This is a genomic window from Jiella flava, assembly GCF_017349315.1.
GTDB lineage: Bacteria > Pseudomonadota > Alphaproteobacteria > Rhizobiales > Rhizobiaceae > Jiella > Jiella flava.
The window spans coordinates 227811-254615 of the sequence record NZ_JAFMPP010000002.1 but is presented as its reverse complement, the minus strand read 5'-3'; the positions used below and the strand labels follow the sequence as shown (position 1 = coordinate 254615).

The 26805-nt window shown below is 63.2% G+C and carries 25 protein-coding genes; 10 read left to right on the top strand and 15 right to left on the bottom strand.

The window, feature by feature from the left end:
* The first annotated feature begins 34 nt into the window (after positions 1-34).
* Positions 35-1204, top strand: coding sequence for a mandelate racemase/muconate lactonizing enzyme family protein (locus J1C48_RS03825; RefSeq protein WP_207256399.1), 1170 nt, complete (start codon positions 35-37; stop codon positions 1202-1204).
* Positions 1205-1252: 48 nt separating this feature from the next.
* Here the strand turns inward: J1C48_RS03825 and J1C48_RS03820 are convergent, their stop codons facing one another.
* From J1C48_RS03820 to petA, 5 genes are all read right to left on the bottom strand, one after another.
* A complete protein-coding gene (locus J1C48_RS03820; protein ID WP_207256598.1) occupies positions 1253-1825 on the bottom strand; it encodes an adenine phosphoribosyltransferase in 573 nt (190 codons plus the stop codon).
* A gap of 8 nt (positions 1826-1833) precedes the next feature.
* Complete coding sequence (hmuQ, locus tag J1C48_RS03815) at positions 1834-2154, bottom strand: heme-degrading protein HmuQ (RefSeq protein ID WP_207256398.1); 321 nt, start codon at positions 2152-2154, stop codon at positions 1834-1836.
* 382 nt (positions 2155-2536) lie between these two features.
* Positions 2537-3463, bottom strand: a complete 927-nt coding sequence (locus tag J1C48_RS03810; protein WP_207256596.1) for a cytochrome c1 — start codon at positions 3461-3463, stop codon at positions 2537-2539.
* A 26-nt stretch (positions 3464-3489) separates the two neighbouring features.
* Positions 3490-4785: a cytochrome b gene (locus tag J1C48_RS03805; protein ID WP_207256397.1), complete on the bottom strand. Its 1296-nt coding sequence runs from the start codon at positions 4783-4785 to the stop codon at positions 3490-3492.
* 19 nt (positions 4786-4804) lie between these two features.
* Complete coding sequence (gene petA / locus J1C48_RS03800) at positions 4805-5365, bottom strand: ubiquinol-cytochrome c reductase iron-sulfur subunit (RefSeq protein ID WP_207256396.1); 561 nt, start codon at positions 5363-5365, stop codon at positions 4805-4807.
* Between the two features lie 417 nt (positions 5366-5782).
* On the opposite strand from petA, the gene J1C48_RS03795 reads away from it, so the two are divergent.
* Both J1C48_RS03795 and J1C48_RS03790 read left to right on the top strand, forming a co-directional pair.
* Entirely contained in the window at positions 5783-6850 is a 1068-nt protein-coding gene (locus J1C48_RS03795) for a helix-turn-helix domain-containing protein (protein ID WP_207256395.1), read from the top strand.
* Between the two features lie 518 nt (positions 6851-7368).
* Positions 7369-7716: a response regulator gene (locus tag J1C48_RS03790; RefSeq protein ID WP_207256394.1), complete on the top strand. Its 348-nt coding sequence runs from the start codon at positions 7369-7371 to the stop codon at positions 7714-7716.
* A 99-nt stretch (positions 7717-7815) separates the two neighbouring features.
* Here the strand turns inward: J1C48_RS03790 and J1C48_RS03785 are convergent, their stop codons facing one another.
* Genes J1C48_RS03785 through betI form a run of 3 tightly spaced genes read right to left on the bottom strand, consistent with a single transcriptional unit; the run spans position 7816 to position 10775 of the window.
* On the bottom strand, positions 7816-8454 hold the full coding sequence (locus J1C48_RS03785) for an endonuclease III domain-containing protein (RefSeq protein ID WP_231081557.1): 639 nt from the start codon (positions 8452-8454) through the stop codon (positions 7816-7818).
* A 54-nt stretch (positions 8455-8508) separates the two neighbouring features.
* Positions 8509-10197 (bottom strand): choline dehydrogenase, encoded by a 1689-nt coding sequence (gene betA, locus J1C48_RS03780; RefSeq protein WP_207256392.1) that lies wholly within the window; start codon positions 10195-10197, stop codon positions 8509-8511.
* Entirely contained in the window at positions 10194-10775 is a 582-nt protein-coding gene (betI, locus tag J1C48_RS03775; RefSeq protein ID WP_207256391.1) for a transcriptional regulator BetI, read from the bottom strand. The genes betA and betI overlap by 4 nt, the downstream gene beginning before the upstream one ends.
* Before the next feature lie 325 nt (positions 10776-11100).
* Between betI and J1C48_RS03770 the strand changes: the two genes are divergently transcribed.
* Positions 11101-12702: a bifunctional metallophosphatase/5'-nucleotidase gene (locus J1C48_RS03770; RefSeq protein ID WP_207256390.1), complete on the top strand. Its 1602-nt coding sequence runs from the start codon at positions 11101-11103 to the stop codon at positions 12700-12702.
* Between the two features lie 53 nt (positions 12703-12755).
* Here the strand turns inward: J1C48_RS03770 and J1C48_RS03765 are convergent, their stop codons facing one another.
* The gene (locus tag J1C48_RS03765) at positions 12756-13988 is read right to left on the bottom strand and encodes an ROK family transcriptional regulator (protein WP_207256389.1); all 1233 of its coding nucleotides are present in this window, start codon (positions 13986-13988) and stop codon (positions 12756-12758) included.
* 347 nt (positions 13989-14335) lie between these two features.
* Here J1C48_RS03765 and J1C48_RS03760 point away from each other — a divergent pair, with 347 nt between their 5' ends.
* The 3 genes from J1C48_RS03760 to J1C48_RS03750 all read left to right on the top strand — a co-directional run bounded on the left by J1C48_RS03760 (position 14336) and on the right by J1C48_RS03750 (position 17449).
* Positions 14336-15298 (top strand): sugar ABC transporter substrate-binding protein, encoded by a 963-nt coding sequence (locus J1C48_RS03760; RefSeq protein WP_425523482.1) that lies wholly within the window; start codon positions 14336-14338, stop codon positions 15296-15298.
* A 304-nt stretch (positions 15299-15602) separates the two neighbouring features.
* The gene (locus J1C48_RS03755) at positions 15603-16673 is read left to right on the top strand and encodes an ABC transporter permease (RefSeq protein WP_207256387.1); all 1071 of its coding nucleotides are present in this window, start codon (positions 15603-15605) and stop codon (positions 16671-16673) included.
* Positions 16649-17449, top strand: coding sequence for an ATP-binding cassette domain-containing protein (locus J1C48_RS03750; protein ID WP_207256386.1), 801 nt, complete (start codon positions 16649-16651; stop codon positions 17447-17449). Before J1C48_RS03755 ends, J1C48_RS03750 begins: the two co-directional genes overlap by 25 nt.
* A 126-nt stretch (positions 17450-17575) precedes the next feature.
* Here the strand turns inward: J1C48_RS03750 and J1C48_RS03745 are convergent, their stop codons facing one another.
* The 6 genes from J1C48_RS03745 to J1C48_RS03720 all read right to left on the bottom strand — a co-directional run bounded on the left by J1C48_RS03745 (position 17576) and on the right by J1C48_RS03720 (position 22983).
* Positions 17576-17830 carry a BQ00720 family protein gene (locus tag J1C48_RS03745; RefSeq protein ID WP_207256385.1) on the bottom strand — a complete coding sequence of 85 codons (255 nt, stop codon included), beginning with the start codon at positions 17828-17830 and terminating at the stop codon, positions 17576-17578.
* A gap of 35 nt (positions 17831-17865) precedes the next feature.
* Complete coding sequence (locus J1C48_RS03740) at positions 17866-18318, bottom strand: Hsp20 family protein (RefSeq protein WP_207256384.1); 453 nt, start codon at positions 18316-18318, stop codon at positions 17866-17868.
* 414 nt (positions 18319-18732) lie between these two features.
* The gene (msrB, locus tag J1C48_RS03735; protein WP_207256383.1) at positions 18733-19239 is read right to left on the bottom strand and encodes a peptide-methionine (R)-S-oxide reductase MsrB; all 507 of its coding nucleotides are present in this window, start codon (positions 19237-19239) and stop codon (positions 18733-18735) included.
* Between the two features lie 212 nt (positions 19240-19451).
* Positions 19452-20045 carry a fasciclin domain-containing protein gene (locus tag J1C48_RS03730; RefSeq protein ID WP_207256382.1) on the bottom strand — a complete coding sequence of 198 codons (594 nt, stop codon included), beginning with the start codon at positions 20043-20045 and terminating at the stop codon, positions 19452-19454.
* A 538-nt stretch (positions 20046-20583) separates the two neighbouring features.
* Positions 20584-21018, bottom strand: coding sequence for an alternative ribosome rescue aminoacyl-tRNA hydrolase ArfB (gene arfB / locus J1C48_RS03725; RefSeq protein WP_207256381.1), 435 nt, complete (start codon positions 21016-21018; stop codon positions 20584-20586).
* Between the two features lie 321 nt (positions 21019-21339).
* Positions 21340-22983: a phosphoenolpyruvate carboxykinase gene (locus tag J1C48_RS03720; protein WP_210345309.1), complete on the bottom strand. Its 1644-nt coding sequence runs from the start codon at positions 22981-22983 to the stop codon at positions 21340-21342.
* Positions 22984-23598: 615 nt separating this feature from the next.
* Between J1C48_RS03720 and J1C48_RS03715 the strand changes: the two genes are divergently transcribed.
* From J1C48_RS03715 to J1C48_RS03705, 3 genes are all read left to right on the top strand, one after another.
* Positions 23599-24306 carry a response regulator transcription factor gene (locus J1C48_RS03715; RefSeq protein WP_207256379.1) on the top strand — a complete coding sequence of 236 codons (708 nt, stop codon included), beginning with the start codon at positions 23599-23601 and terminating at the stop codon, positions 24304-24306.
* A gap of 201 nt (positions 24307-24507) precedes the next feature.
* Positions 24508-26256, top strand: coding sequence for a sensor histidine kinase (locus J1C48_RS03710; protein WP_207256595.1), 1749 nt, complete (start codon positions 24508-24510; stop codon positions 26254-26256).
* The gene (locus J1C48_RS03705; protein WP_207256378.1) at positions 26253-26720 is read left to right on the top strand and encodes an HPr kinase/phosphorylase; all 468 of its coding nucleotides are present in this window, start codon (positions 26253-26255) and stop codon (positions 26718-26720) included. Before J1C48_RS03710 ends, J1C48_RS03705 begins: the two co-directional genes overlap by 4 nt.
* The last annotated feature ends 85 nt before the right edge of the window (positions 26721-26805 follow it).

Sequence of the window (26805 nt, the reverse complement as noted above, 5' to 3'; positions counted from 1 at the left end):
GGCCGGCCGAGCCCGGCCAGCAGGGAGAGCTTCGATGCGCATCACCGAAATCCGCGAAAAGACCGTCTCGATCGCCAGTCCGATCGCCAATGCTTTCATCGACTTTTCCAAAATGACCTGCTCGGTCGTCGCGGTGATCACCGATCAGATCCGCGACGGTGAGCCGGTGATCGGCTTCGGCTTCAACTCCAACGGCCGGTATGGCCAGGGCGCCTTGATGCGCGAGCGTTTCATCCCGCGCCTGATGGAGGCCGATCCGGAGACCCTGATCGACGCCACCAATGCCAATCTCGATCCCTTCGCCATCTGGGACCGGATGATGATCAACGAAAAGCCGGGCGGTCATGGCGAACGCTCGGTCGCCGTCGGCACCCTCGACATGGCGATCTGGGACGCCGTCGCCAAGATCGCGGGCCAGCCGCTCTACCGGCTGCTTGCCGAGCGCTATCGAAGCGGTGTCGCGGACGATAAGGTCTGGGTCTATGCGGCCGGCGGATATTATCATCCCGGCAAAGAGATCACCGGCCTCAAGGACGAGATGCGCTCCTATCGCGATCGCGGCTACAGGGTCTGCAAGATGAAGATCGGCCTCGCCCCGCTGGCGGAGGATCTGAAGCGGATCGAGGCGGCGCTGGAGGTGGTCGGCGGCGGCCAGAACCTGTGTGTCGACGCCAATGGCCGCTTCGACCTTAAAGCCGCCCTCGCCTATGCCGAGGCGCTCGAGCCCTATGGTCTCCACTGGTATGAGGAGGCCGGCGATCCGCTCGATTATGGGCTGCAGGCCGAGGTCTCGAAGCGCTACGGCGGCCGCATGGCGACCGGCGAGAACCTCTTCTCCCATCAGGACGCCCGCAATCTCCTGCGCTATGGCGGGATGGACGCCGAACGGGACATTCTGCAATTCGACTGCGCCCTCTCCTATGGCCTCGTCGAATATCTGCGAACGCTGGACGGGATGGCCGAGGCCGGCTGGTCGCCCCGCCGGGTGGTGCCCCATGGTGGCCATCAGATGTCGCTGAACATCGCCGCCGGTCTGCATCTTGGCGGCAATGAATCCTATCCGGACGTCTTCCAGCCCTTCGGCGGCTTCGCCGACGATGTCCGCGTCGAGGACAGCCTCGTCGGGCTGCCAGATGCGCCGGGCGTCGGCTTCGAGCGCAAGGCGGCCCTTTATGCGCTGCTCAAGCGCGAGCTGCTGGACTGAAGCCTGCGCCGCGATCTCAAGGCGACACAAATCTGGGTGGCGCGGCGCTCAATGTCCCTGATAGGCGACCAGCGCCTTCACCGGCACGCCCAGGGCTTCGAGTTTCTGCCGCCCGCCGACCTCCGGCAGGTCGACGACAAAACAGGCGCCGACGATCTCCGCCCCCAATTCACGCAAAAGCTTGACCGCCGCCTCGGCGGTGCCGCCGGTGGCGATCAGGTCGTCGGTGATCAACACGCGGGTGCCGGGGGTGAGCGCGTCGCGATGCACCTCCATTTCGTCGACGCCGTATTCCAGACTGTAGGCGACGCGGATCGTCGCCAGCGGCAGCTTGCCCTTTTTGCGGATCGGGACGAAGCCGGCCGCGAGCTGATGGGAGATCGCCCCGCCGAGGATAAAGCCCCGCGCCTCGATTCCGGCGACCATTGCGACGCCCATCTCGGCATAGGGCGCGACCATCGCATCGACCGCGGCGCGGAACGCCGCCGGATCGGCGAGCAGACTGGTCACGTCGCGAAACATGATGCCCGGCTTGGGATAATCCGGGATGGTGCGGATCACCGCGGCAAAATCGATCGTCGGTGCCGGGATGGCGCCCTTCTCGGCGGTGTCGTCGCGCATGGCCACGTTCAGACGTCCTTGTTGATCGTCTGGATGACCTCAAAACCCTCGAAATTCGGATGGCCCTGATAGAGCGGCCGGGTGCCGCCGGCGCTGCCATGGGCCGCGCGAAACGCCTCGGAGCGGGTCCAGGCGAGAAACGCCGCCTCGCTTTCCCAGATCGTGTGCGAGGAATAGAGCCGGTAGCCCTCTCCCTCCGGCCCCTTCAGCATGTGGAACTCGACGAAGCCCGGCACCGCCGTCAGCTTGGAATCGCGGTTCAGCCACAGGGTCTCGAACTCGTCCTCGGCCCCCGGCAGAACCTTGAAGCGGTTCATCGCAATATACATCGCATGTCCTCTTTCGCACGACGTCGCCGCGCCGGCCCTCAAGCGGCCCTTTGCGCCCGGCGATCACGCTCGATCCACCGCCGCCCGCCGCGCGGACGGCCGATGATCAAACGTGCGGCGCGCCGCAGGCGGCATGTTCGCTTGTGGTTTTCGGCTCTCGGCCCGGCGATTGCAAGCGCCGATCGCTCATCCGGCGTTCCGGCCCTCGCCCCAACGGCAAAAAGGGAAGCCGGCGCCTCCCCTTTTTTCGTATCGCTACAGCGCCCTGCGTCCTGTCGGACGCAGAAAGGTCGCTCTCACCCTTTGAATCTAAGCATCGTACTTTCCGAAAATCGGGACCGATTTTCGGAAAGTACGATGCTGTAAGCCCTGACACGTCCGATCAGTGCGGCGTGTTTGCCCAGACCCGTCGTTTGACCGCAAAGAGCAGGCCGGCAAAGACGATCAAGAAGATCATCGTCACGAAGCCGGTCGCCTTGCGCTCGGCGAGATGCGGCTCGGCCGCCCACATCATGAAGGCCGCAACGTCGCGGGCATACTGATCGACAGTCTGCGGCGTGCCGTCGGTATATTCCACCTGACCGTCGCTCAGCGGCGGCGGCATGGCCAGCGCCGGCCCCGACATGAAGTAAGGATTGTAGTAGGTGCCGTCCTGGATCAGATGCTCGACGCTTTTCGGCGGTGTCTGGCCATAGCCGGTGATGAGCGCGTGGATGTAGTCCGGCCCGCCCTGCTGATATTGCGTGACAAGATCGAACAGGAAGGTCGGAAAGCCGCGTTCGGCCGCCCGCGCCTTGGCGAGCAGCGAGAAGTCCGGTGGCGCCGCGCCGTTGTTCGCGGCCGCAGCCGCCTCGTGATTGGGGAACGGCGAAGGAAAATAGTCGGACGGAATGCCCGGGCGATCGAACATCTCGCCGTCGCCATTCGGCCCGTCCTTGACGGTGTATTGCGCGGCAAACGCTTTCACCTGATCGTCGCTGTAGCCAAGGGCCTTCAGGTTGCGGAAGGCCACCAGACGCATGCTGTGGCAGGCCGAACAGACCTCCTTGTAGACCTTCAGCCCGCGCTGCAGCTGCCCGAGATCCCAGTGTCCGAAGGGGCCGGCAAAGGACCAGGAAAGCTCCGGCGGCTCTTTCAGCGGAAAATGCGGCAGCTCGGCATGGCCCTCGGCGGCCGCGTCCTGCCCGGCATCTTTGCTGGCGGCACCGGCGCTGGCAGCAGCGCTTTCCGTCTTGTCCTGCGCCATCGCCGCCTGCAGCGGCATCGCCATCAGACCAAAGGCCAACAGAGCCGACAGGAGTTTCGTCATCATTCCCTCTCCCACGTGGCTCACCGTCAGCCCCTGGTTTCCGCCTTGGCAGCGGCGCCGGACGGCGTTCCCCCTCCGCCATGCTTGGCGAGCACCGCCTCGGTGATCGATCCGGGCAGCTTCAACGGCGTCTCGATCAGGCCGAGAACCGGGAGAAGAATGAGGAAGTGGCTGAAATAGTAGATCGTCCCGACCAGTGCGAGCGCCGGATAGATGCCTTCAGCCGGTTGCGAGCCGAGCCAGCCAAGGAAAATGCAGTCGGCGACGAGAATCCAGAAGAAGATCTTGTAAAGCGGCCGAAAAGCGGTCGAGCGGATCCGCGAGGTGTCGAGCCACGGCACGAAGAACAACACCAGGATCGAGCCAAACATGACGAGTACGCCGCCGAGCTTGGAGTCGATCGGGCCGATATTGAAGGTGATCGCCCGCAGCATCGCGTAGAACGGCAGGAAGTACCATTCCGGCACGATATGGGCCGGCGTCTTCAGCGGGTTCGCCTCGATATAGTTGTCGGCATGACCGAGATAGTTCGGCAGATAGAACACCATATAGGCGAAGACAATCAGGAAGACGGCCATGGCGAAACCATCCTTGATCGTCGCATGCGGGGTAAACGGCACCGTATCCTTGGACGATTTCACCTCGACGCCGGTCGGATTGGTCTGACCGGTGACATGCAGCGCCCAGACATGCAGCACCACCACGCCGGCGATCATGAAGGGCAGAAGGTAGTGCAGCGAGAAGAATCGGTTCAGCGTCGCATTGTCGACCGCGAAGCCGCCCAGCAACAGCGCATGAATCGGGTCGCCGATCAACGGGAAGGCGGTGAAGAAGTTGGTGATCACCGTCGCGCCCCAGAACGACATTTGGCCCCAGGGGAGCACGTAGCCCATAAAGGCCGTCGCCATCATCAGAAGGAAGATGATCACGCCGAGGATCCACAGCACCTCGCGCGGCGCCTTGTAGGAGCCGTAATAAAGGCCGCGGAAGATGTGGACGTAGACGGCGATGAAGAAGAACGACGCGCCGTTGGCATGCATGTAGCGCAACAGCCAGCCCCAGTTGACGTCGCGCATGATCTTCTCGACGGAGTCGAAGGCGATCGCCGAATTGGCGGCGTAATGCATCGCCAGCACGACGCCGGTGAGGATCTGCAGCACCAGGAAGATCGCGAGGATGCCGCCGAACGTGTAGGCGTAGTTCAGATTGCGCGGCACCGGATAGGCGACGAAGGAATCATACATCAGCCGGGGCAGTGGCAGCCGCGCATCCAGCCACTGCATGATCCCCTTGGAGGGTACGTAAGTAGAATGACCACTCATCGGATTATGCTGCCCCCAGTCAGCCGATTCGAATGTTCGTGTCGGATGTGAACTTGAACAGCGGAATCGCCATGTTCTCCGGCGCCGGGCCTTGTCGGATGCGGCCGGCGGTGTCGTAGATCGAACCATGACACGGGCAGAACCAGCCATTGTAGGGGCCGGATTCGCCCAGCGGGATGCAGCCGAGATGGGTGCATACGCCGATCATCACCAGCCAGGCTTCTTTGCTCTTTGCGGCACGGTTTTCGTCCGTCGCCGGCGCATCTGACGGAAGATTGGCGTTGCGCGCGATCGGGTCCTTCAGCGCCGTCAGCGCGACCGCCTTGGCCTCCTCGACCTCCTTGGCCGTCCGCTGGCGGATGAACACCGGCTTGCCGCGCCATTTCGCGGTGATCGACTGCCCTTCGGTGATCTGGCTGACATCGACGTCGATTTCGGCCAACGCCAAGGTGGCCGCATCCGGATTCATCTGATCGATGAACGGCCAAGCTGCAACTGCGACACCAACGGCGCCGACGGTCCCCGTGGCGATGTAGAGAAAATCCCGGCGATTCGGTTCGGCGGTGTCGTTGACGCTCACGGTCGCAGCCACTCCTTCGGTGCCGAACCGGTCGTGCCGTCCGGCCGTTTGTCGAAATCAACCTCTTCGCGACAGAGAAATGGCCGGCACACGAATCTCACACGTCCCCCCAGCCGCGATGATTGGAGCGTTTCTACGAAGTTATCTCCGCCTTTGTCTAGTACCGTCTCCGAATTGTGGGCAACGTGTCGCTGCAGATCACTGTAATCCGAAAAAACCCAACGTAGCGGCAATCCTCGCTGCGGGATCGTTCAAGCCTCGGCCGCGTCGCCATCACCGAACCGCTTGTGCGACTTAAAATTGACGGCGAAGACTGCTTTTTCGTTGCATCGTTAAAATTGATACGCTCAAGTGGCCTGTGGAAGGTCGCCGCAGGCTTGGGCTCGGCGACAAAATGCAAGAGCGAATTTTCGGATCATGGCTCACGACGTGACTTCGGTTGCCGCTCCAACCTCGACGAGCGCCGGCTTCGATGTCAGCCGTTTGAGCGGAGAAGAAAAGTTCGATATCTGGCGGAACGTTGTGCGGCCACTGTTCGACGTTCGTCCCGCCGGCGGCGATCCGGCGACCTTCGACGGCGGTGCCAACGCGCTCCACGCCGGCACGGTGCTCTTGTCCCGGGCCAAGGCGACGGCTCAGTCGTTCCACCGCGAGGTTCGCAAAAACACCACCCCCGAGTGGGATCACATCGTCATCCAGCTCTACGAGCAGGGCGGATACGTCGGCGATTGCGCCGGCACACCGATCGATCTGAGGCCAGGGGAAATCAGTGTCCTCGATCTCGCCCGGCCGCTCTCGACCGTCGCCTCGAACTTTTCCAATATCACGCTGTTGATCCCCCGCGAGTTCGGCGCGCGCCTGCAGGGCGCGATCTATCACGGCCGCCGACTTGGCAACGGCGAGCGCCTGACGCCGCTTGCCCGCAGCCACATGAGCTTTCTCGCCGACAATGCCGGACAGCTGACAAACGCCGAAATGGAAGCCGGCGTCGAGGCGTTGCTCGCTTTGATGAGCGCCCGCTCGTTCCGCGACGCCAACGCGCACGTCAAGGCGGCGATGGCGGCGAGCCTGCGCCAGCGCATCGTCCACTTCATCGATGAACATCTGGCGGATTCGGACCTGTCACCGGCCGCAATCGCCTATGCCTGCGGCATGTCCCGCGCCAGTCTCTACCGGTTGGCGGACGTGGACGGCGGCCTGTCGACATTGGTGCAGGCGCGCCGGCTCGCCAAAGCCTACGACATGATCACCGACATCTCCGCCCGGGCGATCCGCATCGACGACGTCGCCTATGCGGTCGGCTTCGTCAGCGCAGCGCATTTTTCGCGGGCCTTCAAGGCGCGCTACCTGATCGCCCCACGCGAGTTGCGCAGCCTGTCGATGAACGGCTTTGACCGCACCCTGCTGAAGCACGATCGGCGGCTCTATGACTGGACCCTGCAGATGCGCCGGCAATACGCGCGCTATGTCGACGATTCGAACTGACCTAACGATCGAAGAAATCCGGCGCGACGCCTGTCACCGCAAGGAGTTCGAATTTTTTCGTCGAGCGGCGTTTGTGACCAAATCCTGAGACGCTCAGTCAAACGCGAACGGCGAAGGGGGTGTAAAAGGTCCGGGCTTGCCTGATCCGGCAAGCCCCTTGAGCGGTCACCGCTTCGTTCGAGGGAGAGATCGCCTCGATCCGTCCCAGATGGTGCGCGGTCCACGCACGACGTGGTCGCCGGTGATCCGGGAGAGAACGGTTTCGATTCGAGCTTGGATGGCACGAGACGGCGCCAATGTTGCCCCAAAAGCGCCTGATCGCGCCCATCAAGGCGAGACGGCGCCGGTCCTAACGCCCCACGGACCGGCGCCGTCTGCGGACCTGTGGTTCTCTACCCCGCCCATCTGCACGAATCGTTGCTAAAATACGTCGGTTTTTCGATAGATTTCGACTTTTGCCCATTGCACCGCAACCAAACATGCCGTGCGACATTTTCAAGTCAAGGAAGGGCAAACCAATGACCATACTCATTCTGGAAGATGAACCGATCATAGCCGTCGATCTCGAAGAGATCGTCCAAGACCGTCTCCGCGATGATGTCGTTGTGGCGTCCACGTTGGAGGACGGTCTGCGCTTTGTGAAGGAGCACGGCCGCGACATCGGGTTCGCGTTACTGGATCTGCAGCTTGGACGCGACGGCTCAACCTCGTTGCCGGTCGCCCGTCTGCTGATGCGGGCGAAGGTGCCGTTCTGCTTCGTTTCGGCGACGACCGAGAGTATTCCCGGCGATATGCAGTCAATCCCGTATGTGTGCAAACCGTTCGAGCCTGAAGAGATCGAAGCCGTCCTGCCGGTCGCAGCCTGAGCGAGCCACACGTATTAATCGCGATCGCGCCGCGCGCGATCGCTCGTCCTCGCTCCTCATAAAACGCCGATGCGGCCCGGGCAGGCCGGCTCTGGCGTTTCACGGCAACGATCGTCTCGCGGCATAAAATCGGCAGAGATCGCTCAAGAAGCAGCCGCCGCATTTCGGTCGCCGCGCCACGCAGACCGCCTTGCCAAACTGGATCAGCCAGAAATGCCCGTCGCGCTGCGCCCATTCGGGCGCATGCCCGGCGAGTTGATCGGCGGTCTCGTCCGCGGTCTTCGCATTGGTCAGGCCGAGGCGATTGGCGACCCGGTGAACGTGGGTGTCGACGGCAATGATCGGCCTGTCGAAGCTGAAACTTAAGACGATATCGGCGCATTTGCGGCCGATTCCAGGGATTTGCATCAACCCTTCACGCGTCTCCGGCACCCGCCCGCCAAGCTGGTGAACCAAGACGTCGCACAGCTTTCGAATGTTGCGTGCCTTGGTGTTGTAAAGGCCACAAGGCTTGATCGTTGCGGCGATCGTCTCTTCGGAAAGTGCCAGCATCGCCTGGGGCGTCGCGGCCCGTGCGAACAGTGCCTTGGCGGCTGCAGCGGTGTTGATGTCGCGACTCTGGGCCGACAAGAGGCAGGAGACCATGGATCGAAACGGATCCGGCTGATCCTTGGGGCCTTTCGCCGTGAGCGTGCGCCCGGGCATGTGCTCGCGGAGCCGGCGGAACGCGATGGCCATTTCCTCCGCCGAAAGCCCGGCCCCTGAGCCCTCCCATCCGACGCTTTCCATCTATCAGCGCTGCCGGGTCTGCCAATCCGCCGCAATCCACGGCTTCAGCTCCGGCTCCGGCGTCAGCATCCCCTTCCCGAGGATGTGATCGGCGGCCTTTTCGCCGACCATAATCGACGGGCCGTTGAGATTGCCGTTGGTGATGCGCGGGAAGATCGAGGAATCGGCGAGCCGCAGATTGTCGATGCCGATCACCCGACAGTCCGGATCGACCACCGCCTGCGGGTCGTCGGCCGCGCCCATCCGGGCGGTGCCGCAGGGATGATAAGCGCTCTCGGCATGTTCGGCGATGAAGCGGTCGAGATCGGCGTCGCTGGTGGCATCGGCGCCCGGCTGGATCTCCGGCCCGCGATAGGGATCGAAGGCCTTTTGGGCGTAGATCTCCCGAGTCAGCCGGATTGCCTTGCGGAACTCGCGCCAATCGTCCGGATGCGACATGTAGTTGAAGCGGATCGAAGGCGCCGCGGTCGGATCGTTGCTCTTCAAGCGGATCTCGCCGCGCGATTTCGAGCGCATTGGCCCGACATGGGACTGATAACCGTGGCCGGGCGCCGCTGCCTTGCCGTCGTAACGGATTGCGCCGGGCAGGAAGTGGTACTGGATATCGGGATATTCGATGCCGGCGTCGGAGCGGATGAAGGCTGCGGCCTCGAAATGGTTGGTCGCACCGTAGCCGGTGTGGAGCATCATCCATTCGAGGCCGATCCGCCCCTTGGAGAAGAGATCGAGATAGCCGTTGAGGGTGATCGGCTGGATGCAGGTCTCCTGGATATAGAGTTCCAGATGGTCCTGCAGATTGCGGCCGACGCCGGCGCGGGGCGCCACCACGTCGATACCGACGCGGTTGAGATCGGCGGCGTCGCCGATGCCGGAATGCATCAGCAGCGTCGGCGAGTTGATCGATCCGGCGGCCAGCACGACCTCGCGACGCGCCTTGACCACACCGCTCGCCCGCCGCCCCTTGCCGATGACGACTCCCGTCGCCCGCTTGGCCCGACGATCGATGTCGACACGGCTGACGTGGCCGTGCATCAGCCGGCAGTTGTCGCGCTTCAGGGCATCGCGCAGATAGGCATTGGCGGCCGACCAGCGCCGCCCCTGCCAGATCGTCTGCTGCATCGGCCCGAAGCCCTCCTGCTGCGCGCCGTTGTAATCCTGCGTCTCGGGATAGCCTGCCTGCTTGCCCGCCTCGACGAAGGCTTGATAGAGCGGGTTCTCCATGTCGCCGTTCTTGACGTGCAGCGGCCCGTCGGTGCCCCTCCAGCGCGGATCGACGCCGCGCCCGGCGCCGCCGTGGAAGTGCTCCATGCGCTTGAAATAGGGAAGCACGTCGGCGAAATCCCAGCCCGTAGCGCCGCTTTTGGCCCAATGGCGATAGTCGCAGGCGTGGCCGCGCACATAGACCATGCCGTTGATCGACGACGAGCCGCCGATCACCCGGCCGCGTGGCGTCACCAGCCGGCGCCCGGCCAGCGTCTTTTCGGCCTCGGCAACATATCCCCAGTCGTAGCGGCGCATGTTCATCGGAAAGGACAGCGCCCCCGGCATCTGGATGAACGGTCCGGCGTCGGTGCCGCCCGCCTCGACCACCACCACCTCGTAGCGTCCACCGGCCGACAATCGGTGAGCCAGGGCCGATCCGGCCGACCCGGACCCGACGATGACGTAGTCGGCTTCATCGATGGTCTTCATGCATTCAACTCCGCGTCGATGAAGCGCTCGACCATGGCGGTCGCGCTGTCAGGATCGGGCTCGGTGACAGGCGTAAGGGCCTGGCGCAGCCAGACGCCGTCGATCATCGCGCCGGCGCCGGCGGCGATCCGCCCGGCGCGCTCGACGCCGACAAGCGTTTCCAGGGCCGAGACGAGATTGGTCTCCAGCCGGCGAAAATAGATCCGCAACAGCCGCGCTGCTTCGAAAGAGCGCCGGGCATAGAGATAAAAGACCAGCCAGGCCGAGACGGTTTCCTGGCTGAACTGGCTCGGCGCGAAACTGCCGGCGATCACCGCCCGCACGCGTGCTCGCGGATCCTCGCCGGCCGCCCGCAGGCGCTGCGCCACCTCCTGGCGGCACTGCTTCAGGAGCGAGCGCATGGCGGCGATCATCAGATCATCCTTGGTGCCGAAATAATGATGCACCAGCGCCGAGGAGATGCCCGCCCGCCCGGCGATATCGGCCACGGTGACGTTGAGCGAACCCGCCTCGTCGATCGCCGCGATGGTCGCGGCGATCACGGTTTCCCGGCGAGCGACCTCGACGGGTCGGCGCATGGCTCTTTGGCGGGCAAGGTCCGACATCTCAGGCAAGATAGCATCGTTGATTGATCAGTCAATCAACAGGATTCCGTCCAAGCTGTCACGGTCGAGATCCGGCGTTCGACGGTCAAGTTCCCTGCTTGCAGGCATCAAGCCCGACGAGATAGCGACGAGGGTCACCGCCCGCAAAACGCTGGATGAAAAGACGTTGCCGCTATCCAACCGTCATCTTGACGGCTTATGATCCTCCCATACGGAAAGGCGGATCTTCCGCTTCGGAATTTCCTGTCTTCGCCGATTTGACGACGCCCCCTTCGAAGCCGCTCGGAAAGGACTTTGAATGACGCATCTCCTTGGATCCGCCGCCGCCCTGGCGCTGCTGGCAATTGGCACCCAGGCCGCCTTCGCCGACTACACGCTGACCATTCTCCACACCAATGACATCCACAGCCGGATCGAACCGATCAACAAATACGATTCGACTTGTGACGAGAAGGATCGCGCCGCGGACAACTGCTTCGGCGGCACGGCGCGGCTCAAGACAGCGATCGAGGCGGCTCGCAAGGCGGCCGACAACCCGATCCTCATCGACGGTGGAGATGAGTTTCAGGGCTCGCTCTTTTACTCCCAATACAAGGGCAAAGCCGCATCCGAGATGATGAATGCCCTCGGCTACGAGGCGATGACCGTTGGCAACCACGAATTCGACGACGGCCCGAAGGTGCTCACGCACTTCGTCAAGTCGGTCCATTTTCCGGTTGTGATGGCGAATGCGGACGTTTCCAAGGAGAGCGAGCTCGCCGCCCTGGTGAAACCCTTCACCATCATTGAGAAGAAGGGGCAGAAGATCGGCATCATCGGTCTGACGCCGCAGGACAATGCCGAGCTGTCGAGCCCTGGCAAGACCATCACCTTCTTTGATCCGGCCGAGGCCGCCAAACGCGCGGTCAAGGCGCTGAGCGACGCGGGCGTCGACAAGATCATCCTGCTCAGCCATTCTGGCTACATGGTCGACCAGAAGCTGGCGGCCGAGGTGCCCGGCATCGACGTCATCGTTGGCGGCCACAGCCACACCCTGCTCTCCAACACCGATAAGAAGGCCTCAGGCCCCTACCCGACAATGGTCAAGGGTCCCGACGGCCACGACGTGCCGATCGTCCAGGCATACGCTTATGGGAAATATCTCGGCGAGCTGACCGTCACCTTCGACGACAAGGGCGTCGTCACCAAGGCGGACGGCCAGCCGATCCTGCTCGACGGCACCATCGCCGAAGATCCCAAGCTGAAAGCTCGGATCGCCGAGCTCGCCAAGCCGCTCGACAAAATCCGCAAGACAGTCGTCGCCGAGACCGCCGAGCCGATCGACGGCTCCCGCGAGAGCTGCCGGGCCGGCGAATGCCAGATGGGTGACCTCGTCGCCGATGCGATGCTGGCGCGGGTCAAGGACCAGGGCGCCGAGATCGCCATCACCAATGGCGGCGGCCTGCGCGCCTCGATCGATCAGGGCAAGGTCACCCAAGGCGAGATCCTGACGGTGCTGCCGTTCCAGAACACGCTTTCGACCTTCAAGCTGAAGGGCTCGGATGTGAAGGCGGCGCTCGAGAGCGGCGTCTCCCGGGTCGAGGAAGGCGCCGGCCGTTTCCCGCAGGTGGCGGGGCTTAAATTCACCTGGTCGAAAAGCGCCAAGCCGGGCAGCCGCATCAAGACTGTGATGGTGAAGGAGAACGGCCAATTCGTGCCGATCGACCCGGACAAGACCTATCTCGTCGTCTCCAACAACTACATGCGCTCGGGCGGCGACGGCTATTCGGTCTTCGCCAAGAAGGGCACCGACGCCTATGACTACGGCCCGGATCTCGACGCGGTCGTCGCCGACTATCTCGCCAAGGATAACAAGGCTTACAAGCCGTTCACCGACGGCCGCATCACCGCGACCGACTGATCGGTCATCGGGGGCGCGCTCGGCCAAGCCGACAGCCGCGCCCCCTCGCCGGCTCACTCGGCGTCGGTGAAGAACACCTGATGATCGAGCAGATAGCGGGCGAAGAACGGCAGGCTTGCCGAGCCGATCTCGCGCGCGTCAGCGCCAATCGTCCCCGGCCGTACCGTTACGGGAAACAGGCCCTTGCGCTCGATCGTCGCCACGACCGCCGCCGTGCGTTCGGCAAGCCGTGTTCGCACGGCAGCTGGAAAGCGCCCGTCGATCAGCGCACATTCGAAGTCATAGACCGAACTTGCGGCGACGATCGCGTGGGCAAGACCGTAGGCCGCCTTGTCGATCCATTGGTCCAGCATCGGCCCAAAGCGTTCCCAAGAGCGTTCGCCACGCCAGACGGCCAGCATGTCGCCGCCTCTGGCTTCAAAGCTTTTCTCCAGAAGATAGAGCGAGGCGAAGTCGATGAGCTGCGCATATCCGCCGTCCGGAGCGGGAATCGGCATCGAGCCCAGGGCACCGGCGTTGCCCCGCCGCCCCGAGACGAGATCGCCATTCATGACGATGCCGCCGCCGACGAACGCACCGACGAAGAAATAGAGGAAATCGGCCGTCTGCGCCGAGCCGAAGACGTTCTCGGCGGCGCAGGCGGCGGTGGCGTCGTTGGCGAGATCGACCGGCAGATCTGTGACGGTGGCGAGAACCGCCTTGACGTCGAGATCACGCCATTCATCCATCGCCCCCTCCGGCGCGCCGATATCGTCGGCCCAGGACCACAACTCAAAGGGCAAGGCGACGCCGAGCCCGACCACCCGTCCGGCGAGCGGTCCCGGCAGCGTGCCGCGCAGCGTAGGTTCGGCCTTGGCTATGAAGTCGAGGATCTGGCGCAGTCTCGGAAAGGCATAGGCAATCCGCTCATGCGCCCGGATCCGGCCGATGAAGTCCATCAGCACCAGATCGACCGAGCGGCGGCCGATCTTCAGCCCCAGCGAGAAGGCGCCGTCCGGATTGAGCCGCATCGGAATCGACGGCTGACCGACGCGCCCGCGCTGCGGCTGATCCCGCAGGACCAACTCGTCGGCTTCGAGTTCGCGCATGATCACCGATGCGGTTTGCGGCGACAACCCCGTGCGACGCGCAATCTCCGCTTTGGCAAGGCGTCCGTTGCGACGAATGAGCGATAGAACCGCTCTTCGGTTGTGGGCTCGCAACCCGGACTGGTTGGAGCCGCGCATCCGGCTTTCTGCCGCATCGTTACCCTCGGCTTCGCCCCGTCCGCTTTCAGAAGGCGGCATAGTTTTCCTCCCGATCGGCGACGATGCGCCGCGCTGATAGTGATACGACCGGGCGATTCGAAGTGTTGTGAGGCGCCGCGAGGACAGCCTATCATCGCCTGACAGAGGCGCCCAACCCAATCCACTTTATCCACCACACTATAAATAAATCCATCTGAGTTACAATTCTTGACAAGCTTCTGAGCTTGGTGTTCCCTGCATCCGACCTAACGATGACAGGTCACCCGGCGACGGGGCCGCGAAGCCACCGATCGCCACGATTTTCGGGAGGATTTCACGTGAAGATTCGCACACTCGTTGCAGGCACGATTCTGGCGTCGGGCTGCGCCCTCGCGGCCGCTCCGGCCATGGCGCAGGACAAGACGATCAGCGCCTGCCTGATCACCAAGACCGACACCAATCCGTTCTTCGTCAAGATGAAGGAAGGTGCCACGGCCGAAGCCAAGAAGCTCGGTGTGAATCTGAAGACCTATGCCGGCAAGATCGACGGCGACAACGAAAGCCAGGTCGCGGCGATCGAGACCTGCATCGCCGATGGCGCCAAAGGCATTCTGATTACCGCCTCCGACACCAAGGCGATCGTGCCGTCGGTGAAGAAGGCCCGCGACGCCGGCCTTCTGGTGATCGCGCTTGACACCCCCCTCGACCCGATCGACGCCGCCGACGCGACCTTCGCCACCGACAATATGAAAGCCGGCGAGTTGATCGGCCAGTGGGCCAAAGAGACCCTCGGCGACAAGGCCAAGGACGCCAAGATCGCCATGCTCGACCTGGCCGTCTCGCAGCCTTCGGTCGGCGTCTTGCGCGATCAGGGCTTTCTGAAGGGCTTCGGCATCGACCTCGGCGACCCGAAGAAGTGGGGTGACGAAACCGATCCGCGCATCGTCGGCCACGAAGTGACCGCGGGCAACGAGGAAGGCGGCCGTAAGGCGATGGAAACCCTGCTGGCCAAGGATTCCGGCATCAATCTCGTCTACACCATCAATGAACCCGCTGCCGCCGGCGCCTATCAGGCGCTGAAAGCCGTCGGCATGCAGGAGGGCGTCACCATCACTTCAGTTGACGGCGGCTGCCCAGGCGTGAAGAACGTCGAAGCCGGCGTCATTGGCGCGACCTCGCAGCAATATCCGCTGAAGATGGCCTCGCTCGGCGTCGACGCGATCGCCCAGTTTGCCAAGGAAGGCACCAAGCCGAAGCCGACTGAGGGCAAGAGCTTCTTCGACACCGGCGTTCAGCTCGTCACCGACCACCCGGTCGAGGGCCTTCCGTCCATCGACACGAAGGAAGGCCTGAAGCTCTGCTGGGGCTGATCGCCGCCCCCTTTAAAGCCAAACGAGACAGGCGCCCGCCATGGGTGGGCGCCGATCGGGCATGATGTTTTCGCACCGCATCGATGCGCGGCCCCGCCGACACCGCGTTCGGCGATGAGCCGCCGGCGTGGCGCACACCGCTTGCTGCCGTCATCGGCGCAGTCCATCATCACAGCGAAAAACCGGCGATTGCGCAGAGCCGAGGCTAGCCCGGCAGCCCATCGACCGCGCATGCCCACCTGACAGGTCTCAACGAGATCAAGGGGGGCCGGCATCATGGCGAAAGCCGAAAGGGAGGCATCGAATGGGCAGTGAAACGCGTGGCCCGCAAGGTTTTGAAACGGCCATCCACAGCGGGCCGAACACGGTCGCCGAGTTCCACCAGCGACGCTCCGTCGTCAGTCAGCTGCGGCAGTTGCTGCATCAGACCCCATCGATCGTGCCGCTGATCGTGCTGGTCGCCGCGACGATCGTCTTCGGCATCATTCTCGGCGGTCGCTTCTTTTCCGCCTATGCGATGACGCTGATCCTGCAGCAGGTGGCGATCACCGGCATCGTCGGCGCGGCGCAGTCTCTGGTCATCCTCACCGCCGGCATCGACCTGTCGGTCGGTGCGATCATGGTGCTGACCTCGGTGGTGATGGGCCAGTTCACCTTCCGCTACGGCCTGCCGCCCTTTTTCTCTGTCGCCTGCGGCATCGGTGTCGGCGCCCTGATCGGCTATATCAACGGCTTCCTCGTCGCCCGCGTGAAACTACCGCCCTTCATCGTGACGCTCGGCATGTGGCAGATCGTCTTGGCGACGAACTTCCTCTATTCCGCCAACGAAACCATCCGCGCCCAGGACATCGAGACCCAGGCGCCACTGCTGCAGGTCTTCGGCGAAACGGTGCGGGTCGGCGGCGCGGTGCTGACCTATGGCGCGATCATGATGGTGGTGATCGTCTGCGTCCTCGCCTATGTGCTGAGACATACCGCCTGGGGGCGCCACGTCTATGCGGTCGGCGACGACCCGGTGGCCGCCGAACTGGCCGGCGTCCAGGTGAAACGCATCCTGATCAGCGTCTATGTTCTCGCCGGCATCATCTGCGCCCTTGCCGGCTGGGCCCTGATCGGCCGCCTCGGTTCGGTCTCGCCAACCTCCGGCCAGTTCGAGAACATCAATTCGATCACCGCCGTGGTGATCGGCGGCATCTCGCTGTTCGGCGGACGCGGCTCAATCATCGGCATGCTCTTCGGCGCCCTCATCGTCGGCGTCTTCTCGCTCGGGCTCGGCATGTACGGCACCGACCCGCAATGGACCTATTTGTTGATCGGCATGCTGATCATCGCCGCCGTTGCGGTCGATCAATGGATCAGAAAGGCAGCTGCGTGATGGAACCGATCCTGAAAGCTCGTGGCTTGGTCAAGCGCTACGGCAAGGTGACCGCTCTCGACCACTGCGACTTCGACCTTTATCCAGGCGAAGTTTTGGCGGTGATCGGCGACAACGGTGCCGGCAAGTCGTCGCTGATCAAGGCGCTGTCCGGCGCCGTCAGGGCCGACGAAGGCCAGATCTTTCTCGACGGCAAGGAGATGCACTTCTCTTCGCCGCTCGACGCTCGCGAGGCGGGGATCGAAACGGTCTATCAGAATCTGGCCTTGTCGCCGGCGCTGTCGATCGCCGACAATATGTTCCTTGGCCGCGAGATCCGGCGTTCGGGCTTCATGGGCAAATATCTGCGCACCCTCGATCGCAAGACGATGGGGCGGCTGGCCCGAGAAAAGCTCAATGATCTCGGCCTTTTGACCATCCAGAATATCGACCAGCCGGTGGAAACGCTGTCCGGTGGCCAGCGCCAGGGTGTCGCGGTTGCGCGCGCCGCAGCCTTCGGCTCGCGTGTCGTGATCATGGACGAGCCCACCGCCGCCCTCGGCGTCAAGGAATCGCGCAAAGTGCTGGAGCTGATTCAGGACGTGCGCGCCCGCGGCCTGCCGATCGTCTTGATCTCGCACAACATGCCGCATGTCTTCGAGGTGGCGGACCGGGTGCATGTCCATCGCCTCGGCAAGCGCCTTTGCGTCATCGATCCGAAGCTTGCGACGATGAGCGACGCAGTGGCATTGATGACCGGCGCCAAGCAGCCGGAAGCATCGATGGAAGCCGCCTGAGCCCGTGTCATTCGCGATCGGCCGAAGGGCGCCGCCGGGCGTCAAACGGCCCTGAAACGACAAAGCACGCCTTGAATAGGCGCGCTTTGTCGGCTGATGAGCGGCTCTGCCCGATCATTGGTGCGGTCAGTGCAGGCTGACGGTATCGAGCTCGTTCTGCGTGGCGCTTACAAGAATGCTCGAACGGTCGTCCGAGACCGCCAGCGGCGTGCCGTCGGCACTAAACAGCGCCCACAGCTTCAGCCCAGGCTCGATCGATTTGACCGACGGAAAGCGGGCCCGCATCTCGTCGGAGGTCATCTGTCGCAAATAGGCGATATGCCCCTCGCCCAGCGAGGCAAGGTCGAAACTGTCTGCAGTGGTGGTCACATGGTTACGCATGATCGTCTCCTGTCAGAGGCAAACGCGAAACCCGGTCATTCGTTGACCGCGATTTCGATCTTCTTGACGATGCGTTCGGGTTCGGGCTTCGCCAGATCGACCAGAAGCAGCCCGTTTTTGAGCTGCGCTCCGATCACTCGCATGCCATCGGCGAGAAGGAAGCATTTCTGAAACTGCCGCGCGGCGATGCCGCGATGCAAAAATTCGCGCTCTTCCTCGTCCCGCTGGCGACCGCGAATGAGGAGTTGGTTTTCCTCGACGGTCACTTCGAGATCTTCGGGAAGAAAGCCCGCAACCGCCAAGGTGATGCGGATCAGGTCGCCGAGCGGCCCGCCGTCAACACCGACATTGCTACCGTCGCAGGGGCGCACGCGCTCGATATTGTAGGGCGGGTAGCCATCGCCCCCCTTGGCGATCCGCTCCAGCGTCTTCTCGACACTGTCGAAGCCAAGCAGCAACGGGCTGGAGAACGGCGTCATACGACTCATCGGTTTGAAAGCCCTTGATCAAGCGACTTCATCGGCGATGACCCATCGGCGGCGCCATCGTCACCACCAGGATATGGCGATCCCCCGCCGCCGGTTCAATCCTCACTGCGGCGCAAGACCATCTCAAACATGCCGCCGCCCCGATTTGGCTGTCACAAGTGCATGCGCGCGGTGGATCTTGTTCGGGGCGGGCCGATCAGCGGGTCCGCAGCTTTGCGAGACGCCGGCTTGAATGGCGCGACGAAAATGGTTTGCAAGCCATGAAGACGAGCGGTGGGTGACGACGGGTTGGCGCCCGTACGTCCGATAGAACGAAAACCGGACGCATATTCTGATTGAGTTCACCCATCGGGGTTTACGAAAATCGATTCCGATTTTCCGGCCAATGCTGTAGGTCTTGATGCGGCTCCATCTTTAGGAGGCCTCCGGCGATCCCGGCGTGAAGTCGAGCACGACGCCGTTAATGCAATAGCGCATACCGGTCGGCTTCGGTCCGTCGTTGAAGACATGGCCGAGATGGCCGCCGCAGGTGGCGCAATGCACCTCGGTGCGCGGATAGATTAGCGTGTAGTCCGTCTTGGAGGCGACCGCCGTCGCGGAGATCGGCTCGAAAAAGCTCGGCCAGCCCGTGCCGGAATCGAACTTCGCCTTGGAGGAGAACACCGGCGTATCGCAGCCGACACAGCTGTAGACGCCGGACTGCTTGTTCTCGGTCAGCTGGCTGGAGAACGGCCGCTCCGTCGCCTCATTGCGCAGCACCGCATATTGGTCGGCGGTCAGGAGCTTCTTCCACTGCGCGTCGGAATGGCGGACGGGAAACTTGCCCTCCGCCGCATCGGCACGGACGCGGAACATCGCCGCACCGCCAACCACCGTGACACCAGCGGCCAGACCCGCCTTGATAAAATTGCGTCTGATCATGCCCATTTCTCCTTCGACCACGCTTTGCCGCAAAGGCTTGTCTGATCAAAATGGGGCGTCGGCGCCTCAAATCCTGCGGCTGAACGTCGAAACGCTCTTAAAATCTCTTCGATGAAGGGCCAGGTTCGTTACGCCCGGCCCTTCATCAGTCATCGATGGAGAGGGCTTTGGCGGCCGAAAGCCTGATCGGCTCGTCCGCCCTTCGCCGCAGCTCACATCTTCGGCATCAGGACGCGATTGATGACGTGCACCACGCCGTTCGACTGCGTCACATTCGCCTGGGTGACGGTGGCCGTGTGACCGCTGGCGTCCTTGATCTCGAGCTTCTTGCCCTTGACCATCAAGGTCAGTGTCTCGCCTTCGACCGTCTTCACCGCAACCTTGCCGCCATGCTTCTTGATCGCGGCCATTGCGTCCTTCGAGGTCATGTCACCCGGGACGACGTGATAGGTCAGGATCTTGGTCAGCTTGTCCTTGTTCTCCGGCTTCAACAGCGTCTCGACCGTGCCCTTCGGCAGCTTGGCGAAGGCAGCGTTGGTCGGCGCGAAGACCGTGAACGGGCCCGAGCCGGAGAGCGTGTCGACGAGGCCGGCCGCCTTGACCGCCGCAACCAGCGTCGTCAGGTTCTTGGCCTTGGAGGCGTTCTCGACGATGGTCATTTTCGGGCTCATCGGAGCGCCGCCCACCATCGGCATTTTTTCCGACATCGCCATCTTGTCCTTGGCGAACACGACCGGAGCCGTTGCGAGCGACCCGGCGGCGAGGAGCGAGGTGATCGCGGCAGCGCGCATGACAGACTTGAGCATGAAATTTCTCCCGTTTCGAAAAGGTCGATGTCCCTCTCCCTTCGGAAGAGGTTGCGGCAATTACGAACGAACTCGGCGACTGGCTTCAAATTATTTCGATTAATTTTTTGTCATGAAACCAAGAAATCCACGACAACCATCTGATTTTTAAAAAATTTTCGACGAGAAAGGACGAATTATTCATATGGTGATTGACGTCAAATCTTGAATTGAGACGATTTTTGGGAAAAAATATGATGATTTCTGGACAAAATCCGGAATTTCGCTTGTCTCAGCAAGATCATCAGCCCGGCGCGGGAGGGGCCATTACCGAAAGAGATCCGCGCCAACTGATAAATTGAGAACGCCACGCGCGAAAAGAGTTATCCCGCTGTCAGGTCAAGCTACGCGAAGGATCGCCGCCCGGCTTCGACCGAGCCCATCATTTTTTGAACGAGCGTCGACTTGATCAAGTCGCGCGTCCTTTGTGCGTCCTGCCGAACGCACGGCGCCCGAGCCGCGCCCTCGAACAGAAAAATGCCCGTTCGCGCACCGCCCCTCAATCCGGCACCCGGCCACGCATCGCCTTGATCTTCGCGCGGCCCTTCTTCGCCTTGATCCGGCGCTCGACCGCGCCCTTCGAGGGCTTGGTCTTCTTGCGCGGCGGCGGGGGCGGCTTCAGCGCCTCGCGCACAAGCTCCGCCAAACGCTCGCGGGCGTCCTCACGATTGCGCTCCTGACTGCGAAACCGCGACGCTTCGATCAGAATGTCGCCGTCCTTGGTCGCCCGCTGGCCGGCGAGCCGCAGCAGTCGCCGCTTGGCGTCGGGCGAAATCGCTCGTGACCCAAGCGTGCGATAGCGCAGCTGCACGGCGGTCGCGACCTTGTTGACGTTCTGGCCGCCCGGTCCCGAGGCACGGATGAATTGCTCCTCAAGTTCGTCTTCCGGCAGCACCACGGAGCCTGTCACCTGCAAATCCCGCGTTTCCGCCATCGCGTCCCGTCCGTGGTCTTCATCCGCCAGCGCCGCCACGCGACGTCGCCGTCGCAAGGCCTCTGGAAACGCATGATGTAGCGAAAATGGCGGACACTCGACAGACCCTTGCCGATTCAGGCGACTCCAATGCACCACCGCCCGGCGCTGCAAGACCGGAACGGTCCCCGGCACCGGGCGATGGTTCGCTCCCTCCCAGGAGACGGCGATCGCGCGCGCATCATCCGATCACGGGACAACGAGCGCGCAAAATTTGTTGATCGGCGAGAACGCCGGCCGCGGGCGCGACACCGACTTGCCGGCCCGGCGACCTCGCGTGGCTTACTCGGCCGCGAGCGGCATCGCAGGCGCCGCCTGGCTCACCGCGTCATCGACGTGAGCAGCGAATTTTTCGAAGTTTTTGGCGAACATCGCGACGAGCTTCTTTGCCTGCAGATCGTAGGCGCCCCTGTCACTCCAGGTGGAGCGCGGGTCGAGAATACCGGAATCGACACCCGCGACCGCCACCGGCACCTGAAAGCCGAAATTCAGATCGGTGCGGAACTCGGCATCGTTCAAGCTGCCATCCAACGCCGCTTTGAGCAGCGCCCGCGTCACCTTGATCGGCATGCGCTGGCCGGTTCCATAAGCGCCGCCGGTCCAGCCGGTGTTGACCAGCCAGCAGTCCGTGCCGTGACGGGCGATCAGATCGCGCAGGAGATTGCCGTATTCGGTCGGATGACGCGGCATGAAGGGCGCACCGAAGCAGGTCGAGAACGTCGCTTCAGGCTCCGTCACCCCCTTTTCGGTGCCCGCCACCTTCGCCGTATAGCCTGACAGGAAATGGTACATCGCTTCAGCCGGCGTCAGCTTGGCGATCGGCGGCAGCACGCCGAAGGCATCGGCGGTCAGCATGATCACATTCTTCGGATGGCCGTCACGACCGCTCTTGGAAGCGTTGGCGATGAAATGCAGCGGATAGGCCGCGCGGGTGTTCTCAGTGAGCGACCCGTCGTCGAAATCCGGCACCCGGTTCTCGTCGAGCACGACATTCTCCAGCACCGTGCCGAAGCGGCGGGTGGTCGAGAAGATCTCCGGCTCGGCCTCGGCCGACAAACGAATGGTCTTGGCGTAGCAGCCGCCTTCGAAGTTGAAGACGCCATTCTCGCCCCAGCCATGCTCGTCGTCGCCGATCAGCGTGCGGGTCGGCTCGGCCGACAGCGTCGTCTTGCCGGTGCCGGACAGCCCGAAAAACACCGCGCCGTCGCCCTTGGGGCCGACATTCGCCGAACAGTGCATGGGCATCACGCCGGTCTGCGGCAGACGGTAGTTCAGCGCCGTGAAAACCGATTTCTTCATCTCGCCGGCATAGGAGGTGCCGCCGATGAGGACGATATTGCGGCTGAGATCGCAGGCGATCACCGTCTCGCTACGGCAGCCGTGCCGCTCCGGATCCGCCACGAAGGACGGCAGATCGATGATCGTCATCTGCGGCACAAAACGGGCGAGATCCGCGGCGCTCGGACGGATCAACAGATTGCGAATGAACAGCGAGTGCCAGGCATATTCGGTGACGACCCGCACCTTGATGGCATTTGCCGGATCGGCTCCGCCGATAAGATCCTGCACGAACAGGTCGCGGCCCTGCGCCGCCGTCTTGAAGTCCTCGTGAAGCGCCCCGAAGGCTTCCGGCGTCATTGCCGCATTGTTATCCCACCAGACGACCGGGCCGGTGTTCTCGTCGCGCACGATGAATTTATCCTTCGCCGAGCGCCCGGTGTGTTTGCCCGTCGTGGCGACCAGCGCGCCATGGGCTGAGAGCTTGGCCTCGCCACGGCGCACCGCGATTTCGACGAGTTCCGCCTCCGAGAGATTCCAACGGATGGACGCCAAACCGTGGAGGCCCGTCGTCTCGATCCCGCTCTCAGGATTGTGCGTCCCGATCTGATCCACGATGTCGTCTCCCGAAACAGTCCCTAAAGGCATTTTGTCGGCGCATAGATAGAGGAGGACGAAGTTGAGAGCAAGCGCGAAAGCCAAGAAAACTTAATGAAATCAGTAATTTAATCGATTTAGATTGCGTATCGCTGAATTCAATCGTTTCGATGCTTCGATTTCACCACTTTGTCTTCCAATCGTCATGATGCCAGTTGCGGCACAGTCGGCGGCCGGCTGATCAGCCATTGCGGCGGGTATGACCGGCCCGGGCGCGATCGCCCTGGCCAAACCGGCACAGGGCTGTAAACCCGCTTCCATCTGGTATATTGGCGTTGACATCGGTGCCCCTTGCCGACCTCGCGATTCGAAGATGTGCGCTGCAGCAGGAGATCAGGAGCAGCGAGACCAATGGCGGCGCATTCCCGAATGCCCGACCTTACGCGGAGTAAGAAACGTTGCTAGTTTCGTGTTCCGCCACATTTTATTCGGATTGATGTCAACGAAGGGCACATTCATGCGACGGCATGACGGCATGGCGGCGATCAGCGGGACACCCCGCATATATCGTCTCGGTATGCGCGTCACCTCGCCCGATCCGGCGGCCCCGACCATGGACAGATCGCGCCATGCCGTCGCCGGCTCGAAGACTGGAGAAGATTGAACATGCCGACAATCGCCCTCGTCGATGACGACCGCAACATCCTGACGTCAGTGTCGATCGCACTTGAAAACGAGGGTTACAGGGTCGAAACCTACACCGACGGCGCCTCCGCGCTGGAGGGGCTGCAATCAAGCCCACCCCATTTGGCGATCTTCGACATCAAGATGCCGCGCATGGACGGCATGGAGCTGCTGCGGCGGCTGCGGCAAAAGTCCGATCTGCCGGTGATTTTCCTGACATCCAAGGACGAAGAGATCGACGAATTGTTCGGCCTCAAAATGGGCGCCGACGATTATATCCGCAAGCCGTTCTCCCAGCGCCTTCTGGTCGAGCGGGTGCGGGCCATCCTGCGCCGCGGCGCCCCGCGCGAGGCAGGCATGAAGACCGGCATTGCCGCCACGCCGGAATCTTCGCTGGAGCGCGGCCAGCTGGTGATGGATCAGGAGCGGCACACCTGCACATGGAAGGGCAAGCCGGTCACCCTGACGGTCACCGAATTCCTCATCCTGCACGCCTTGGCGATGCGCCCGGGCGTGGTGAAGAGCCGCGATGCGCTGATGGACGCGGCTTACGACGAGCAGGTCTATGTCGACGACCGCACCATCGACAGTCACATCAAGCGCCTGCGCAAGAAATTCAAGGCGATTGACGACGACTTCGATATGATCGAGACGCTCTACGGTGTCGGCTACCGCTTCCGCGAGGTCTAGCGGCGCGCCGTACCTCCGATAGCAAGCACAAAGAACGCTCTCGATCATTGAAGCGACGCATCGAGTCTGCCGAAAAGCGATTCCGATTTTCGGGTCAATGCTGTAGCCTGCGAGTTTCGAAGGTTCATGGTTTCGGTTTCTGACAGCGACAGCGCACAGGCCCAGGAAGCCGCCGCGGCCCGCCGCCGGCGCCGCGATGCCATGGTGCGCCGGCGCATCCGCCGCCTGCCCTTCATCCGCCGCGTCCTGTATCGCCTGCGCTGGCTGCTCGGCCATTCGATCTTCTCGTCGCTGACCCGTCGGATCGTCTTCCTCAACCTCGTCGCGCTGATCGTCCTCGTCTCGGGCATTCTCTATCTGAATCAGTTCCGGGCCGGACTGATCGACGCGCGCGTGGAAAGTCTGCTGACCCAGGGCGAAATCATCGCCGCGGCGATCGCCTCCTCCGCCACCGTCGAGACCAATTCGATCACACTCGATCCGGAGCGCCTGCTCGAATTGCAGGCCGGCGACACGCTGGCGCCCTCGACCGAGGCGACCGACAGTCTCGATTTCCCGATCAATCCCGAGCGGGTCGCACCGCTGCTGCGCCGGCTGATCTCGCCGACCCGCACCCGCGCCCGCCTCTATGATCGCGACGCCAATCTGATCCTCGATTCGCGCCATTTGTATTCGCGCGGGCAGATCCTGCGCTACGATCTGCCCCCGGTCACCGAGAACGATCCGGATCTGGCGAGCCGCATCCTCAATTCCATCCGGAGCCTGTTCACCGGCAACGACCTGCCGATCTACCGCGAGGCTCCCGGCGGCTCGGGCACCGCCTATCCGGAGGTGATGAGTGCCCTCACTGGCGGTCCCGCGACCGTGGTGCGGGCGACCGAGAATGGCGAGCTGATCGTCTCGGTCGCCGTGCCGATCCAGCGCTTCCGGGCGGTTCTCGGCGTGCTGCTTTTGTCCACCCAAGGCGGCGACATCGACAAGATCGTCCAGGCCGAGCGCATGGCAATCGTGCGCGTTTTCGGCGTTGCCGCGCTGGTCGTCATCGTTCTATCGACCCTGCTCGCCTCGACCATCGCAACGCCGCTGCGCCGGCTGTCGGCCGCCGCGATCCGCGTTCGCCGCGGCGTCAAGGATCGCGCCGCGATCCCCGACTTCGGCGATCGCACCGACGAGATCGGCAATCTCGCCCGGGCGCTCGGCGACATGACGCGCTCGCTCTACGCTCGGATCGACGCGATCGAATCCTTCGCCGCCGACGTCTCGCATGAATTGAAGAACCCGCTGACCTCGCTCCGAAGCGCCGTCGAGACGCTGCCGCTCGCCAAGAACCAAACCTCGCGCGATCGGCTGATGGAGATCATCCAGCACGATGTCCGCCGCCTCGATCGCCTGATCACCGACATCTCCGATGCGTCGCGCCTCGATGCCGAGCTCGCCCGGCAGATCGCGGCCAAGGTCGACCTCGCCGCGCTGCTGCGCTCGGTCGTCGACGGCGCCCGCAGCCACGCCAAATCCGGCCGCAAACTGACGATCAGCTTCGAGGCCCAGAAGCTGCCGCCCACCCAGCGCAACGGCTATGTCATCAACGGCCACGATCTGCGGCTGAGCCAAGTTTTCACCAATCTGATCGAAAACGCCCGCTCCTTCGTCCCGGCCGAGGACGGTCAGATCGATGTGATCGTGCGCCGGCGCGGCCAGCGGGTGATCGTCACAATCGAGGATAACGGGCCGGGCATTCAGGCCGAGATCATCGATCGGATCTTCGAGCGCTTCTACACCGACCGGCCGGCCGGCGAGGCGTTCGGCCAAAACTCCGGCCTCGGCCTGTCGATCTCGCGGCAGATCGTCGAAGCCCATGACGGCACGCTGCGGGCCGAGAACATCGAAGACGACGAGGCGCCGAACGGGATCGGCGGGGCGCGCTTCATCGTCTCGCTGCCGGCCGAATGACGACGGCGAGCGCCAATCTCCACGCCTCGGCGCTCGCCCTTGCTGATCGCGGCATCTTGATCCGCGGGCCGGCCCGCAGCGGCAAGTCCACCCTTCTCCTCGCCTTGCTGCGCCGGGCGCCGGGGATCGGGCTGCGAGCCGAGCTGATCGCCGACGACCGGGTGATCGCGGAGACCATCGCGGCCGGACCCGGCGGCACGATCCGCCTATCGGCACCGGACAAGCTCAAAGGCCTGATCGAAATTTCCGGGGTCGGAATCGTCAGCGAGCCGGCGCGGATCGCGGTCGACCTCTGGCTCGTCGTCGATCTTGCCCCCCAAAGCACAATCCTCCGCCATCCCGGCGCGCTGCAGGCCGAGATCCTCGGCCAGGCCGCGCCGCGGGTGGTCCTGCCTGCACGCGAGGCAGGCCTTGCGGCGGACACGCTTTTGTCTCTCGCCCTATCCGGCCAGCTTCCCCGCTGATCGAACGGCACCAGAAACAAACCATCTGCCCGCAAAAGCATCACGCAAGCCCACGGTGCGATCATTTGACTTGCGAATTCGAACA

Bases quoted from the DNA above. Each gene is read 5' to 3' on its own strand.
- J1C48_RS03705 (WP_207256378.1), top strand. From the start codon at position 26,253: ATGACGACGGCGAGCGCCAATCTCCACGCCTCGGCGCTCGCCCTTGCT.
- J1C48_RS03795 (WP_207256395.1), top strand. From the start codon at position 5,783: ATGGCTCACGACGTGACTTCGGTTGCCGCTCCAACCTCGACGAGCGCC.
- J1C48_RS03740 (WP_207256384.1), bottom strand. From the start codon at position 18,318: ATGAGTCGTATGACGCCGTTCTCCAGCCCGTTGCTGCTTGGCTTCGAC.
- arfB (WP_207256381.1), bottom strand. From the start codon at position 21,018: ATGGCGGAAACGCGGGATTTGCAGGTGACAGGCTCCGTGGTGCTGCCG.
- J1C48_RS03710 (WP_207256595.1), top strand. From the start codon at position 24,508: ATGGTGCGCCGGCGCATCCGCCGCCTGCCCTTCATCCGCCGCGTCCTG.
- J1C48_RS03805 (WP_207256397.1), bottom strand. From the start codon at position 4,785: ATGAGTGGTCATTCTACTTACGTACCCTCCAAGGGGATCATGCAGTGG.
- J1C48_RS03820 (WP_207256598.1), bottom strand. From the start codon at position 1,825: ATGCGCGACGACACCGCCGAGAAGGGCGCCATCCCGGCACCGACGATC.
- J1C48_RS03790 (WP_207256394.1), top strand. From the start codon at position 7,369: ATGACCATACTCATTCTGGAAGATGAACCGATCATAGCCGTCGATCTC.
- J1C48_RS03730 (WP_207256382.1), bottom strand. From the start codon at position 20,045: ATGCTCAAGTCTGTCATGCGCGCTGCCGCGATCACCTCGCTCCTCGCC.
- J1C48_RS03745 (WP_207256385.1), bottom strand. From the start codon at position 17,830: ATGCGTAACCATGTGACCACCACTGCAGACAGTTTCGACCTTGCCTCG.
- J1C48_RS03825 (WP_207256399.1), top strand. From the start codon at position 35: ATGCGCATCACCGAAATCCGCGAAAAGACCGTCTCGATCGCCAGTCCG.
- J1C48_RS03755 (WP_207256387.1), top strand. From the start codon at position 15,603: ATGGGCAGTGAAACGCGTGGCCCGCAAGGTTTTGAAACGGCCATCCAC.
- J1C48_RS03715 (WP_207256379.1), top strand. From the start codon at position 23,599: ATGCCGACAATCGCCCTCGTCGATGACGACCGCAACATCCTGACGTCA.
- J1C48_RS03810 (WP_207256596.1), bottom strand. From the start codon at position 3,463: ATGACGAAACTCCTGTCGGCTCTGTTGGCCTTTGGTCTGATGGCGATG.
- betA (WP_207256392.1), bottom strand. From the start codon at position 10,197: ATGAAGACCATCGATGAAGCCGACTACGTCATCGTCGGGTCCGGGTCG.
- J1C48_RS03750 (WP_207256386.1), top strand. From the start codon at position 16,649: ATGGATCAGAAAGGCAGCTGCGTGATGGAACCGATCCTGAAAGCTCGT.
- hmuQ (WP_207256398.1), bottom strand. From the start codon at position 2,154: ATGTATATTGCGATGAACCGCTTCAAGGTTCTGCCGGGGGCCGAGGAC.
- J1C48_RS03720 (WP_210345309.1), bottom strand. From the start codon at position 22,983: ATGCCTTTAGGGACTGTTTCGGGAGACGACATCGTGGATCAGATCGGG.
- J1C48_RS03770 (WP_207256390.1), top strand. From the start codon at position 11,101: ATGACGCATCTCCTTGGATCCGCCGCCGCCCTGGCGCTGCTGGCAATT.
- msrB (WP_207256383.1), bottom strand. From the start codon at position 19,239: ATGATCAGACGCAATTTTATCAAGGCGGGTCTGGCCGCTGGTGTCACG.
- J1C48_RS03785 (WP_231081557.1), bottom strand. From the start codon at position 8,454: ATGGCCATCGCGTTCCGCCGGCTCCGCGAGCACATGCCCGGGCGCACG.
- J1C48_RS03765 (WP_207256389.1), bottom strand. From the start codon at position 13,988: ATGCCGCCTTCTGAAAGCGGACGGGGCGAAGCCGAGGGTAACGATGCG.
- betI (WP_207256391.1), bottom strand. From the start codon at position 10,775: ATGCGCCGACCCGTCGAGGTCGCTCGCCGGGAAACCGTGATCGCCGCG.
- J1C48_RS03760 (WP_425523482.1), top strand. From the start codon at position 14,336: ATGGCGCAGGACAAGACGATCAGCGCCTGCCTGATCACCAAGACCGAC.